Annotated in this window: 14 protein-coding genes; all 14 read right to left on the minus strand. The window is 29.1% G+C overall.

Features of this window, described 5'->3' with window-relative positions:
• Window positions 1-73: 73 nt before the first annotated feature.
• The 14 genes from G594_RS0102825 to G594_RS18245 all read right to left on the minus strand — a co-directional run bounded on the left by G594_RS0102825 (window position 74) and on the right by G594_RS18245 (window position 14544).
• Window positions 74-1306, minus strand: a complete 1233-nt coding sequence (locus G594_RS0102825) for a nucleotide sugar dehydrogenase (RefSeq protein ID WP_034865853.1) — start codon at window positions 1304-1306, stop codon at window positions 74-76.
• A 74-nt stretch (window positions 1307-1380) separates the two neighbouring features.
• On the minus strand, window positions 1381-2550 hold the full coding sequence (gene wecB, locus G594_RS0102830) for a non-hydrolyzing UDP-N-acetylglucosamine 2-epimerase (protein WP_027097175.1): 1170 nt from the start codon (window positions 2548-2550) through the stop codon (window positions 1381-1383).
• 25 nt (window positions 2551-2575) lie between these two features.
• Complete coding sequence (locus tag G594_RS0102835) at window positions 2576-3778, minus strand: capsular polysaccharide biosynthesis protein CapF (RefSeq protein WP_027097176.1); 1203 nt, start codon at window positions 3776-3778, stop codon at window positions 2576-2578.
• Between the two features lie 42 nt (window positions 3779-3820).
• The gene (locus G594_RS0102840) at window positions 3821-4876 is read right to left on the minus strand and encodes a nucleoside-diphosphate sugar epimerase/dehydratase (RefSeq protein WP_027097177.1); all 1056 of its coding nucleotides are present in this window, start codon (window positions 4874-4876) and stop codon (window positions 3821-3823) included.
• Between the two features lie 20 nt (window positions 4877-4896).
• Window positions 4897-6192 (minus strand): oligosaccharide flippase family protein, encoded by a 1296-nt coding sequence (locus G594_RS0102845; protein ID WP_081663524.1) that lies wholly within the window; start codon window positions 6190-6192, stop codon window positions 4897-4899.
• A 12-nt stretch (window positions 6193-6204) separates the two neighbouring features.
• Window positions 6205-6939, minus strand: coding sequence for an aspartate/glutamate racemase family protein (locus G594_RS18230; RefSeq protein ID WP_051195888.1), 735 nt, complete (start codon window positions 6937-6939; stop codon window positions 6205-6207).
• Window positions 6932-7855: an ATP-grasp fold amidoligase family protein gene (locus G594_RS0102855; RefSeq protein ID WP_027097179.1), complete on the minus strand. Its 924-nt coding sequence runs from the start codon at window positions 7853-7855 to the stop codon at window positions 6932-6934. The genes G594_RS18230 and G594_RS0102855 overlap by 8 nt, the downstream gene beginning before the upstream one ends.
• A 2-nt stretch (window positions 7856-7857) precedes the next feature.
• Window positions 7858-9027, minus strand: a complete 1170-nt coding sequence (locus G594_RS18235; RefSeq protein ID WP_051195889.1) for a glycosyltransferase — start codon at window positions 9025-9027, stop codon at window positions 7858-7860.
• Entirely contained in the window at window positions 8996-9751 is a 756-nt protein-coding gene (locus G594_RS19505) for a polysaccharide deacetylase family protein (protein ID WP_081663527.1), read from the minus strand. Before G594_RS19505 ends, G594_RS18235 begins: the two co-directional genes overlap by 32 nt.
• Entirely contained in the window at window positions 9751-10779 is a 1029-nt protein-coding gene (locus G594_RS0102870) for a glycosyltransferase family 2 protein (RefSeq protein WP_027097181.1), read from the minus strand. Before G594_RS0102870 ends, G594_RS19505 begins: the two co-directional genes overlap by 1 nt.
• Window positions 10776-11921, minus strand: coding sequence for a hypothetical protein (locus G594_RS0102875; protein ID WP_027097182.1), 1146 nt, complete (start codon window positions 11919-11921; stop codon window positions 10776-10778). The genes G594_RS0102870 and G594_RS0102875 overlap by 4 nt, the downstream gene beginning before the upstream one ends.
• A complete protein-coding gene (locus G594_RS0102880) occupies window positions 11921-13144 on the minus strand; it encodes a glycosyltransferase (protein ID WP_027097183.1) in 1224 nt (407 codons plus the stop codon). Before G594_RS0102880 ends, G594_RS0102875 begins: the two co-directional genes overlap by 1 nt.
• A 4-nt stretch (window positions 13145-13148) precedes the next feature.
• Window positions 13149-13673: a serine O-acetyltransferase gene (locus tag G594_RS0102885; RefSeq protein WP_051195890.1), complete on the minus strand. Its 525-nt coding sequence runs from the start codon at window positions 13671-13673 to the stop codon at window positions 13149-13151.
• Between the two features lie 4 nt (window positions 13674-13677).
• The gene (locus G594_RS18245; protein WP_051195891.1) at window positions 13678-14544 is read right to left on the minus strand and encodes an ATP-grasp fold amidoligase family protein; all 867 of its coding nucleotides are present in this window, start codon (window positions 14542-14544) and stop codon (window positions 13678-13680) included.
• Window positions 14545-14961: the final 417 nt, after the last annotated feature.

Consider the following 14961-nt stretch of genomic DNA (forward strand, 5'->3'; position numbering starts at 1 on the left):
CCTGTGAATAATCACAGGTCTATATATAAGATATATTAATAGAAATAACCCTAACAATATATCTCTGAATACTCTAATCTCTTTTAAAAATATCTCTTGTATAAACTTTTTCTTTCACATCATCCAACACATCATCATACCTATTTGCAATAATCGCTTGACTCATTTCCTTAAACTCATTTAGGTCATTTATAACTTTTGAACCAAAGAATGTAGAACCATTTTCTAATGTTGGCTCATATACAATTACTGTAGCTCCTTTAGCCTTTATACGTTTCATAACTCCCTGAATTGATGATTGACGGAAATTATCTGAATTCGACTTCATCGTCAAGCGATAAACACCAACGGTAATTTCTTTTTCTTTTAATGCATCCCAATTATCATTTGCTTCATAAGCTCCTGTCAATTGAAGAACACGATCTGCAATAAAATCCTTACGTGTTCTATTTGAATCTACAATAGCAGACATCATATTTTGTGGTACATCTTCATAATTAGCAAGAAGTTGCTTTGTATCTTTTGGTAAACAGTATCCGCCATAACCAAAAGAAGGATTATTATAATGAGAACCAATACGAGGGTCTAAACATACTCCATTAATAATTTGTTGTGTATCTAGACCTTTCATTTCTGCATAGGTATCTAATTCATTAAAGTAAGAAACACGAAGTGCTAAATATGTATTGGCAAACAGTTTAACAGCTTCAGCTTCAGTAAATCCCATAAATAATGTATTAACATCTTCTTTAATTGCTCCTTCTTGAAGTAATTCTGCAAAGGTATGTGCAGCTTTTACCAAACGATCATTTTTAATATCAGTTCCAACTATAATTCTTGATGGATATAAGTTATCGTATAAAGCCTTTGATTCACGAAGGAATTCCGGACTAAAAATAATATTATCACAATGATATTTTTCTCTAACATAGGCTGTAAATCCTACTGGAATTGTAGATTTAATTACCATAATCGCATAAGGATTATGTTCTATAACTAGCTGAATAACAGCCTCTACTGCAGATGTATCAAAGAAATTTCTCTTACTATCATAATTAGTAGGCGCTGCAATAACAACAAAATCTGCATCTTTATATGCTGACTCCGCATCTAATGTTGCAACCAAATTCAAATCTTTTTCAGCTAAATATTTTTCAATATAATCATCTTGAATTGGTGATTTCTTATTATTAATTAATTCAACTTTTTCAGGAACAATATCTACAGCAACTACTTCATGATGCTGCGATAGTAATGTTGCAATAGATAAACCTACATATCCAGTGCCTGCTACCGCAATCTTTATATCTTTAAAATCTTTCATAACTATCTTTCCCTCTCATTAATTATATTTTGTAGATATAAAACTCTTCTCAGATATTAAAACTTTCTCCATACCATCTTATTTACAACACCTGTGTAGCTTTGAATAATCTTTACAACTTTAGTAGATACATTTTCTTCTACATAGTCTGGTACAGGAACTCCATAATCTCCACTTCTATTCATTTCTATTGCTGTTTCAACTGCTTGCAGCAATCCATTATCGTCAATTCCTGCTAGAACAAAACATCCTTTATCCAATGCTTCTGGTCTTTCTGTAGATGTTCTTATGCATACTGCTGGGAATGAATGACCTACACTAGTAAAGAAACTAGATTCTTCTGGTAATGTCCCAGAGTCTGAAATAACTGCAAAAGCATTCATTTGTAAACAATTATAATCGTGGAATCCTAAAGGTTCATGTTGAATAACACGTTTATCTAGTTTAAAACCGCTTTCTTCTAATCTCTTTTTACTTCTTGGATGACATGAATATAAAATTGGCATATCATATTTTTCTGCTATTTGATTAATAGCATTAAATAGTGATAAAAAGTTCTTTTCTGTATCAATGTTTTCTTCTCTATGAGCAGAAAGAAGAATGTATTTTCCTTTTTCTAATCCAAGTTTTTCATGTACATCTGAAGTTTCAATCTTTTCAAGATTATCATGTAACACTTCTGCCATTGGGGATCCTGTTACATAGGTACGCTCTTTTGGAAAACCACAGTCTGCCAAATATCTTCTTGCATGTTCAGAGTATGCCATATTTACATCTGAAATAATATCAACAATTCTTCTATTTGTTTCTTCTGGAAGGCATTCATCTTTGCAGCGATTTCCTGCTTCCATATGAAAGATTGGAATATGTAGTCTCTTTGCTCCTATTACAGAAAGACATGAGTTTGTATCGCCTAAAACTAACACAGCATCTGGTTTTACATCCACCATTAACTGATAGCTTTTTGCAATAATATTCCCCATAGTTTCCCCAAGGTCATTACCAACTGCATTCATATAATAATCTGGATTATCTAATTCTAAGTCATGAAAGAATACTCCATTTAGGTTATAATCATAGTTCTGTCCTGTATGTGCTAATAAACAATCAAAATATTTACGACACTTTTTGATAACTGCAGCAAGACGGATAATTTCCGGTCTTGTACCTACAATAATCAAAAGCTTTAATTTACCATTGTTTTTAAACGAAACTTTGTTTTCCATTTCTTTCACCTCAACTTAATTAGTTTTACAAATTTACTTTTTCAAAGAAAGTATCTGTATGATTTGGATCGAAAGATTCATTTGCCCACATCACAGTTACAAGATTTTCTGTTTTAGAAATATTTATAATGTTATGAGTATATCCTGGTAACATATGTACAGCTTCTATTTTATCTCCACTCACCTTAAACTCAATCACTTCATCAGTTCCAATTTTTCTTTGCTGAATAAGTCCCTGTCCACTCACCACAATAAAGAATTCCCACTTACTATTATGCCAATGTTCTCCTTTTGTAATTCCTGGCTTACTAATATTTACCGAAACTTGTCCACACTTATCAGATTTTAAAAGTTCTGTAAAGCTACCTCTATCATCTACATTCATTTTCAAAGGAAAACTAACCTTTTTATTTGGTAAATAAGAAAGATAAGTAGAATATAACTTCTTTGCAAATGAATTATTCGGAATCTCTGGTATAACAAGGCTTGTTGGCTGACTTTTAAAAGAATCTAATAAATCAACAATTTCTCCTAAAGTTGCATGATGTGTAGTTGGAACATAACAATATCTTCCATCTTCACTTCCTAGTGCATTTACTCCATCAAACTCGCAATGATGTTCTTTTCCTTCCAATGCATCTAACATTTCTTCTATTAAATCATCAATGTAAAGAAGCTCTAACTCTGTACTTCTATCATTTACTTGAATAGGAATATCATTAGCAATATTATTACAAAAAGTAGCTACTACACTGTTATAATTGGGTCTGCACCATTTTCCAAAAAGATTAGGAAAACGATAAATAAGAACTTTTGCCCCTATTTCTTTACTATAATCAAAGAATAACTCTTCTCCAGCTAATTTACTCTTTCCATAATCAGAAGTACCATAACGGCCAATTAAAGTAGCTTGAATAGATGAAGAAAGCATAACTGGACAATTATTTTTATTTTTTTTCAAAGTATCTAATAAAGTAGATGCAAATCCAAAGTTTCCTGCCATAAACTCTGACTGATCTTTTGGACGGTTTACTCCTGCAAGATTAAATACAAAATCACATTTTTTACAATATATATCCAATAAACTAGGTTCTGTTTCAATATCATATTCAAAAATTTCATCAATTTCCAAATTTCTGGTGCGATTCTTTCCATCTTTGATATTGTAAAGATTGGATACCAAATTCTTTCCTACGAAGCCTTTAGCTCCTGTTACTAATATCTTCATAATTTCTCCAATCTATAATAAAAATTTTTATCTTACTATAAATTATTTATTTTTTTCTTGTTCCAACTTAGCAAGCTCTTCTCTTATGTAAGAAAGAGATAATAATTTTTCTTTTACTTGCTCCACATTTAAAAGTTCTGTATTACTTGAATTAAATTCTGTAAGAGTGTTACGCTCTTTATCTCCATCTTTGAAATATTTATCATAGTTCAAATCACGCTTATCACATGGTACACGATAAAAATCACCCATATCAATAGCATTTGCACACTCTTCATTTGTAAGAAGTGTTTCATACATCTTTTCTCCATGACGAATTCCAATTACCCTAATCTCATGATCAGGTGCAAATAAACCTGTAACTGCCTTTGCAAGCACTTCAATTGTACAAGCTGGAGCCTTTTGTACAAGTATATCACCACTAGTAGCATTTTCAAAAGCAAACAATACTAAATCAACAGCTTCATCTAGGCTCATAATAAAACGAGTCATAGATGGGTCTGTTATTGTAATAGGATTTCCTGCCTTAATTTGATCAATCCATAATGGTACAACAGAGCCTCTAGAACATAACACATTTCCATAACGAGTACAACAAATCTTTGTTTTTTCAGGTTTTACTGTTCTTGATTTCGCAACAATTACTTTTTCCATCATTGCCTTACTTGTTCCCATAGCATTAACTGGGTATGCTGCTTTATCAGTAGATAAACAAACAACATCTTCAACCCCCGCCTCAATAGCAGCTGTAAGAACATTCTCTGTTCCTAAAACATTCGTCTTCACTGCCTCTACAGGAAAAAATTCACATGACGGAACCTGCTTTAAAGCTGCTGCATGGAATATATAATCTACATCATGCATAGCATTTTTAACAGATGCAAGATCACGAACATCTCCAATAAAGAACTTAATTTTATTTGCTACTTCTGGCATTTTAGCCTGAAACGCATGACGCATATCATCTTGTTTTTTCTCATCACGAGAAAGAATACGAATTTCTCCAATATCAGTTCTAAGAAAGCGATTCAAAACCGCATTTCCGAATGAACCAGTTCCTCCAGTAATTAATAGTGTTTTGTTTTTAAATAAAGTCATTTTATCTATCTCCTTATCATTTACTTTATCCCCTTAAATATAAATGATTCTAACACATATCTAGTATGTATTCTTGTTTCTTTGAAAAATATTGGTGCTATAATAGCTGATGTAAACTGTGCAATAACAGTTGCTAATGCAGCTCCATTTATCCCCATAATAGGAATCAAAGTAGCGTTTAATACAACATTGATAACAGATCCAACAATCATATATCGCCATACATATTTATTCTTTTTTTCACAGATAATCCAAATACCTCTTGCAGTTCCTATCATAGAGAAAATTGTATACCAAATCACAATTTGCAATGTTTTCACTGCTCCTATATATGCAGTTCCATACAATGTGTATATAATTAATGGTGCAAATAGTGTTATAGAAACTACTACAGCTATACATCCCCAAATAATGAAACAATATAATTGTCTTAACCTAATTAAATATCTATCATCATTATTGTGTTTCATTGCAAGAATAACTGGTCTTGCTGATGTAATAAAAGCCTGTGGTAAAAACATCCATGTAGAACAAACAGTTAATGCTGCTGAATACAATCCTGTTTGTGTACTATCGCAAAGAATTTGTTCAATCATAATCTTATCAATCTGTGTATATATTACACTAACCATACCTGAAATTATGAATGGAGCACTCTGGACCAATATTGGCTTAATAATATTTACATTAAACAAAATTTTTTCTTTTGATATTAAAAAATAATAAATAACTAATCCACAAGCAATAGATAATGTATCTACGCCTAACGAAAATGCAAACCACACAACACTTTTATTTGTAATTAATAAAAAAATCTTGTACATCGACATTACCATGTATGAAATACATCTAATAATGGATGGATACTTTGATAATAATTTTGACTGAAACCAATAGTCAAAAACATTAAAGGCTTTAAATACAAGTGTTAAAGATTGCAGAAACGTAACCATAATTATTGTTGAATCCCAATGTTTTAATGTCCCAACTAAAATCACTACAACTATACTAGACAATACACTAGATACTAACCCCATCACTAAAGATGTTCCAAGAACTTCAGTGTTTTTATATTTTGTGCTTGTGAACTCATTAACTAAAACACCTTCCATACCTAGACTTGCAATTGATGTAAAAAAGGATACTATAGCCCCTGCATAATTTATAATACCATAGTTTGATGGCCCTAAATAACGTGCTGATATCATAGCAACAACAAATGATACTATCATTTGAACAATATTTGCTCCTACAATCCAACTCGTATTCTGTAAAAAACGACTTTTACTAATTTTCAATTTCATCATTACAATCATTCCTTTAATTTGTTAATTTATGTTATTAAAATAGCTACTACATAATTTAAAAGTCTCTGTATTAAAAGTTTTTTTGCTTTTTGATAAAATTATTCCAGCTAATACATCCATTGCATCAATGAAATCACCTTTAACGTATGGCAACAATAATGACAATTCAGTACATGCCAACACAAACACCGTATTCTCAAAGTAGAACTCTTTTTTCAACAACTTAACCATGTTGCTTGATAATTGTTCTAAATCCTGATTTCCAGCTTTGATTAATCTAATAATATTCATAACATAATCATTTGTCTGTGAAGACGGATATACTATATTTCCAAATTCACCACCTATTTTTTTGTATATATCTCCATTAATTGTACCAAGTGTTTCTAACACACAAATTACTTTTTTAGAATATATATCTGCAGCATACTGACACGTTTCTTTAACCATGTTAATAAATTCTATTCCTTCTATGCTTTCAAATTCTTGAAAAAAATAGTGCGCTGTATTACATGGAATTGCACAATATTTACATCCTATATTTTTAGCGATTTCTATATTATTTAACAGCTTAGATAATGGTGATTCTCCATTATTTAAGATGTATTCCGTTCTATCCGGAATTGTAGTATCATTTAAAATACACATCTTAATATGATCTTGGTCATTTTTTGCAAATGTATAAAGAACAACTCTCTTAAATAATTCGGCTGTGGCTGCTGGACCCATTCCCCCAATAATTCCAATATCAAACATTTATTTTTTCCTCTTTATACAACTCTATCATTTCTCCCATCCATTTTGCTGCTTCCTCATTATAAATTTCCGACATTCCAGCTGTTGGTGTAAATGTCATTTCACCGAAAACAGCCTGTCCTTTACTATCATAAAAATCAACACGAACAAATGGAATTCCTTCAGATAAAATTCTCGCATATTTTATCATTTCATCAAAACATTCTGGTATAATAATATCATTTGGAGATAAGGTTGCTTTTTCCCTAGTAATATTAATAATGTTCCAATTTAAGTCACAATGAAGTTTCTTAAATCCATTTTCTCTATCATACCCATAATAAAAAAATTTAGGTTCCCCGTTAAAACAAAAAAATTTAAAATCATTCGGTAATGTACCATCAACTGTTTCAATAATTTTTTCACAAACTATTTTAGGTTTAATTTTTAAATAATGGATTTCAGCAGTTTCCCATCCATATTTATGAGTCATCCAATAACTTAATTGTTTTTTAGTTTTTTCTACATCAAGCAATTCTTTATCATGACAAATAATATTAGTACCACATCCATCGCTAGTTTTTAAGACAAATGATTGTGGTAACTTTTCGAAATCAATATCTTCTACATCATTATATACCCCATAAAGTTCATTTAGTATATTAGGACAACCTTTTTCTTCAACATAAAATCTAACTTCATATTTATCAGCGCACCGTATCATTAATTTCTGATCACCAAATAACTTTAACCATTGTATTTTTTCATTAAATGTTTTGGGATTCCTTAAATCTAGCTTTTTCCCTGTGTTATATTTATAAACATATTTTGTTGCAATGACAGGTGAAAAATGTGTAAGTAAAATACACATTGTCTTTTTATAATTTGTATATAACTTCAAAATATTTTTATTATTTTTTAACTTTTTTTTATTCATATCTATATTTTTCCTTTTTTGCTAAATTTAATTTTTAACGATTGTTTAACCAAGAAAGTAATATAAGGTATAAAATCTCTGACAGAAAATCCTCTCACTTCATAACGAATAACATGTATTAAATTTTTCTTCTTATTTCTTTTCCTTTCGGCTCTCTTTGTATCATATAAAAAAATATTTTCCCCCGGAATATCATACATAATATTCATTTCATATGGTCTTAATTGTAGGCCGTAGCTTTTTAAAATTTTATATGGAAGCTCCAATGTTGTAAGCAAATATCTTTTTCCATTTTGCTTACGACCATATCCAGCTAAATCAATAACTATTCCTTCGTCACAAATTTTTTTTTCAAATTGATTTTCTAATTTAAGATTTTCAAAGAAAATATCATATTTCTGTGCTTGATTTACTGGCGCAAAATAATACGATTCAACATTCCCTGTCATCAACCTAACCTGATGAACATTATCTGCAACTCTCACATGTTCACCAACATCAGAACAATTTGTACTGTAAGATACTCTTGGAATTACATAAAATTTATTTGTTTCTACTATATAATTCACAAAATATTTTCCCCAAGATTTATCTGACCAACGATTTATATTTGACGGTATTTTATAATTTTCTTCTAATTTGTCTTCATGGTCTTTATACCACTGCTTAAACTGTCTCCACCATTTATCTGTCCAACACTGTCCCCATGTAATACTAAATTGACCTAAATAGGTATCAAATTGATCTGCAACTGTAACAAAGTTTTTTCTGGCATATCCATTCCATTCATGACTATACAGTGAAATTCCTGTAATACATTTTTCATTTTCATAGTAATTTAATGCAGCAATTGTATATTCATAAAAATTAGTTGATACTATTAAATCATCCTCAAGAATAATTACTGCCCCATATTTTTCTGTTAAATCACCACACTGTAAAATATGTTTTCGTAATCCTTGTCTCTCAGGAAATCTTCTGATTATTTTTTTACCATGTGACCATATAAATTCTTCTGCTACTTTAACTACTTCCATTTCATTAGAAGCCTTATCAATACTTATAATTAAGTTAACATTATTAGTATTGTATTTTGCATTTTCTATAGAATGCAACAATCTTTTTAAAATATCTGGTCTATTATATCCTACTGCTACAATTGTTGGATTCATATATCCCCCCCCTTTCTTCAAGTTTTTTTACATAATGATCTCCATTTTTCCTAGGTAAAAAAAACCTATATTTCTCTATATTTAAAGGAATACTTCCTCTTATTGTTGAAAAAGCCGCTGAAAAACCTGATTTACGTACTTCTCGTATGTTTCTTTTTGAGCAAGCGAATATACTTCCATATGGATAAGCAAAATATAGTATATTTCTTCCAATAATTTTTTCTAATTCATTCTTTGATGCTACTATTTCATTATAGGAATCCTTAGTAGTTCGTAATCTAACATGATTTACTGTATGTGCTCCAATAGTACATAATTTATCTTGTGACAAAATTTTCAATTCTTCTTTCGTTAAATATTCAGGCGTATCTAAAAGACCAGTGGAAACAAATAATGTAAACGGAATCTGATATTTTTTCAAAATAGGATACGCATTTGTGAAAAAATTTAAAAAAACATCATCAAATGATATTGCAAATTTTCCACTGTTTTTCTCCCGAACAATATTTTCTATAGAAACAGCTTTCTTATACTTCAACTCTTCTCTAATAAATAATTCAAAAGAGATTTTATTTGATTCAAATTTTTTAGGATTTGTTTCTCCATCACAAATTGAGTGAAACATATAAATATCATTCAAATTATTTTTTCTTCCTGAATTAAATATAAATTCATAATACTTTGTCCAAAATATATAATGATAATTTCTCATTCTAGTCTTCATTATTTGATAATGCGATATAATATATTATATAAATTTAATCGCATACAAATTAATACTCCTTTCTGCTTTATTCCTAAAATATTTGATTTAATTAGTGACTTCTGCATTTTTTCATAGTCTTCATAGTTTCTTATTGTCTTCAACGTTTCATTATAGCTATCAAAATCACCATATTTCGCCTCGTTCCTTAAACTATCTAATATTAGAAAAAAAAGCTTTCTGTAATACAACTCTTGTTTTGTATTATATATACCATTATTTATAAATATTCTTCGTAATAACTCATTTACTTTAATAATACTTGAAAAAACTTCAGGCCTATAGGAAGACATTATAGAGCCACTTTTTCTGATTTGATATTTATAAAAAGGTTCATCTATATAACTCACTTTATTACATAAAAGTAAAAATGAAAGAATAAATCCCCCATCTTCATTATACTTATATTTTCTATCAAATCTTAAATGATTTTTTTTTATTACGTCTGCTCTATATAACTTAGATCCCACACAACACAATATTCTCCATTCCAATTTATCTAATAATAGTTTAGAGAAATCTGATATATTTAAGCATTCCATATCTGAAATATTTGCAAGAACGGGTTTATCATTACCATCAATTATCATTGAATATGCTGACAGTACTACTTGTGATTCATTTTTCTCCGCAATATTCACCATCTTTTCAACCATATTATCATCAATAGTATCATCAGAATCTAAAAACATTACATATTTACCTGTCATTTCCTCCATCCCGCGATTTCTAGTAAATTCCAAACCCATATTCTCTTCATTTTCAATTATTTTTATATTTGAATATTTTTTTTGATAATTTTTACATATTTCAATTGCTCTATCTGGAGTTTTATCATTTACACAGATTAATTCAATATTACGATATTTTTGATTAATAACACTCTTTATAGCTTCCTCTATAAATTTCTCTGTATTGTATACAGGCATTATTATAGAAACTATTGGCTTATTCATTTGATAATCACTTCCAATATTTACACATTTCATTTGATATACATCCCTCTTCTAGCTTTCATTATTCCACACAAATAACAAAAAGCGCCAAAAATAATTGGTATCCCCTCTAAAACTGGCTCCAAAAAAAATACAATCATTAAACACACTGATATTGAAAATAGATTAATATCCCACTCATTTGATGATACCTTTACATGTTTATAATATTTTACTATCTCAGTTATACACCACACAAATATTGATAGTGCCGGAATTATCCCCGTATATTTTGCAATATCAAGAAATAAATTATGAGCATAATTAACTACTGTAATTTTTCCAAATGGATTACTTGATAAGGAGGCAAGAACTTTAAGGTTCATTTCCCATCGTACATTTTCTAATACACTGTCTTTACTATTTATTCCTCCTAATATTCTTCCAACTAAACTTGATGATTCAATCCATGTTCTCACTCCCATTAAATCAAATTCATAAACTACATACAAAATAATTATTAATAGAAACATCGAAATTAATATATTCAAATTTTTATATTTATTCTTTTTGAAATTTAGAATCATAACAATAAAAAAACTAATAACAATTAAGAAAAGTAAGGTGCGAGAAGCGGAAATAAATGTACAATATATAGCAATTAATATTGCTACAATAATAAAAACTTTTTCTATTTTATTATGTACAATATATAGCCCATAAAATAATAAGCTTACAATAGGAATAAATAATATATTTTGTAAAGTAGCCGTTATTGATCCTCCCCAAATATTAACTAATGAGCGGTCAACCATTGATGCTGGATTCATTACATATAGTAAAACATTTAAAGCACCATGCATAAATAGACCTATTATCATAACCTTTGCTGGTCCTTTATCTGATTTCATATTCAATGTCATCCAATATCCTAAAAAACATAATATAACAGGATTAATTAGATTTTTTGCTACCCAATCTAATGAAATGGTAGAATAATTATAATAATAAATTATGGTATGAATAACGAGAATAGGTAATAGAGTTCCAACCGCCTTCTTCAAGTCATTCTTTGAAATACCAATCAGTGAAATAACAGCTAACGCAATAATCACAAAATAATTTTCTAATCCAGCAACCCCTAAAAATATTAAAAAAAGAATTAACGCTATAATAGATGTATATTTTATTTTCATTATCTCTCTCCATAAATTTGTTCATTCAAAAATCGAACAATTTTTTTTGTCATCGATTTGTGATTTTTTTTATTATTTGTAAAATCTCTTGCATCCATGCCTTTTTCTCTCAATAAACTTCCACTTAATGTAATTGTGTTTTTGATTGCTTCCGCAATTCCTTCTGGACTCTCATCATCGATAAAATAACAATATTCATAGTATTCTTTAGGCATTCCCCCAACTCTAGTTGTTAATATAGGTGTACCTGATGACATATATTCTAAAATTTTTGATGAAAAAGAATAGTTACTATAATCATCATTAGTAGGTTTGTTAATTACAAGAAGATGAGCTTTTTTTAATGCCTCTAACAAATCTTTTCTTTTTACCATTCCCTTAAATTTAATTCTATTATCTTTTTGTGCACAATTTTCTATATAAGAAGAATCTCTACCAGAACCATATAGATGAAGCTCTACATTAAGATCTGTAAGCATAAAACCATCTACTAAATTTCTTATTCCATAAAGATTGCTCAAATTTCCACCATATACAATTGTTTTCTTTTTATATTTTTCTACATTGCCAATCTCATTAAAAATGCTGAAATCACTAAATCCTTCTGATACAAGATACGGTTTATTTTCAATATTCATTCGTTTAGCCATTGGTTTTGTAAAAAGAATATAACTATCACATTTATCTTGCAAACTTAACATCTGTTTCGATATTTTTTTTGAATATAATCCTTTAATTCCCTTCATTTTTTTCCACGAATACATATATTCAGGTAAATCTGTAATCACGGTACTTAAATGACATCCATATTTTTTACAAAGATCTATAGCTGGTTTAGAATATGGTGGATAAATCGAATACATAATAACAATTTTATCTTTAACATATTTATTTTCATCTAACCATTTTTTCAAAAATTTTTTTGTGCTTTTTTGAATTGTATATTGTTTTATCCCTTGAATATTAATAAATGGTATCCACTGAACAAGAATATTTTTCTCTACAATTTCATTCTTTGCATCTATTTTTTTATATACACTATGGGGATATGCCGCAACTGGCGGTACACTCAACGCCTCTAGATCCACTCCATTTTCAATTAACCCCTTTGCTAACATAGTTTCATAATTAATTGGAGCTACAGAAGCTTTTTCTTTACTATTATTATTAAATTTTTCTACTTCTTCAGAAGAAATCAAAGAACCTAACAAAAGAATTTTCATAATACTATTCCATCTTTTCTTTATATTTTATTACTGTTGCAGGAATACCTCCACAAACACAATTATCCGGTATATCATGCGTGACTACTGCGTTCGCTCCCACTGTAACATTATTGCCAATTTTAATATCTCCAAAGATTTTTGCCCCTGTTCCTATGATTACATTATCACCTATTGTAGGTGCAACATTTCTATCAATAGCTTGTCCAATAGTAACTTGCTGAGCAATCCATGCATTTTTCCCAATATGTGCATAATGAGATATTATTATTCCGTTTAATCCATGTTGCAAATGCGGAGGAGTTTCAAAATGAGCTCCGAACCCAATATCCGTTCCCATAGATGCATTATTAAATGCATCCATTCTTTTTATTCTAAAAAGATATATAATCTGTATAAGTTTGTGTATTCCACCTCTTGATGGAGAAATTACAACTCCCCTCATCTTCCAATATTTTTCTGGGTTATAATGTTGAATATAGTGAATCATTGCAGATACTACTTTATTATTTCTATTTATTCTTTCCATAGCTTTATAATCCTAATAACTCTCCAAACTTTCTATCATATTCCTTAGGGTTAAAAGGAATCAACCCTCCCCCCGAATGAAATGTCAACTCACTAAAAACAATTCGTCCATCCACGTTATAAAGATCTACTCTTACAAACTCAAAAAGCTTAGCCAATTTCTCAGCTAAAAACACAAGTTCATCTCCATTATTCGGTTTTTTATCATTTTCAAAACCACTATATCCATATTTTACACCAAGCAATTCCCATTCAGGAGAAAATATATTAGAATATCTATTTTTACCTATTTCTTTATTATGTTGAATGAAGCCAACTTTTCCTTTAAAACAAAACAACTTATATTCTTCTAATTCACCATCTTGTGGTTGAAGAAAAACATCACACATTATTCTTGGTTTAATATTTTTGTAGTTTTTCTCTCTATCTTTATAATAAAAATTTTCTTTTAACCATTTATCAAAACTTTTTTTTGCGGCAAATTTATTCAATTTATTCTTATTTTTTACAATCACATTGTATGATGATCCATGGGTAGCTTTTAGTGCAAACTTATTTGGCAAATCTTCAAAATTAATTTCATCAAAAGAATCATAAATTCCAATAACATTATTCAAATATTTACTACCTATCGTTTTTTCAACATATTTTCTAACTTCATACTTATCTGTATACTTCCAGTATTCAAGCTTATCATCTTTTATCTTAGAAGCACAAATATATTCATTCATTGTTTTCGGATGTTTCAAATCAGGAATATACCCAAACATTATCCAAAATAATAATTTAGAGTGTTTCTCGTCAGTTATTAGTTTAGGAAATTTTTTAAATATTTTGGTAAAAATTACTTTTAAAAGAATCCTACACTTCAAATTAATTTGCCTCCTGTCCACCACTCAAATGAATAGAGATGGTCATTATATTTCTCTTTTTTATTATATTATTTCATTTTTTTCTTTTACAATACTTCTCACAGAAGTAACACAATTATCCCCAATCACAATACTTCAAAATTATTGTAACAGAATCAGTTTGAAATTTATCATTTTATACTTATACCTTTTTAAATTTATGGTCATCATCATATACTATTAAGTTAGTAGTAAAAAATAATTCTATTACAAATTTCAATTTTATATCTAGATGTAATTATAAATGTGGTATCAAAAAAACACTTTTCCCTGTTTTTTACATCAAACTTTCCTCTTACGTTTATTTCCACATTACTACAGACTGAACTTTTTTTATATACTCAATACATCCTTTTTATTCTACTACATCTATCAACA

The organism is Clostridium paraputrificum AGR2156, assembly GCF_000424025.1.
GTDB classification, from domain to species: Bacteria; Bacillota; Clostridia; order Clostridiales; family Clostridiaceae; genus Clostridium; species Clostridium paraputrificum.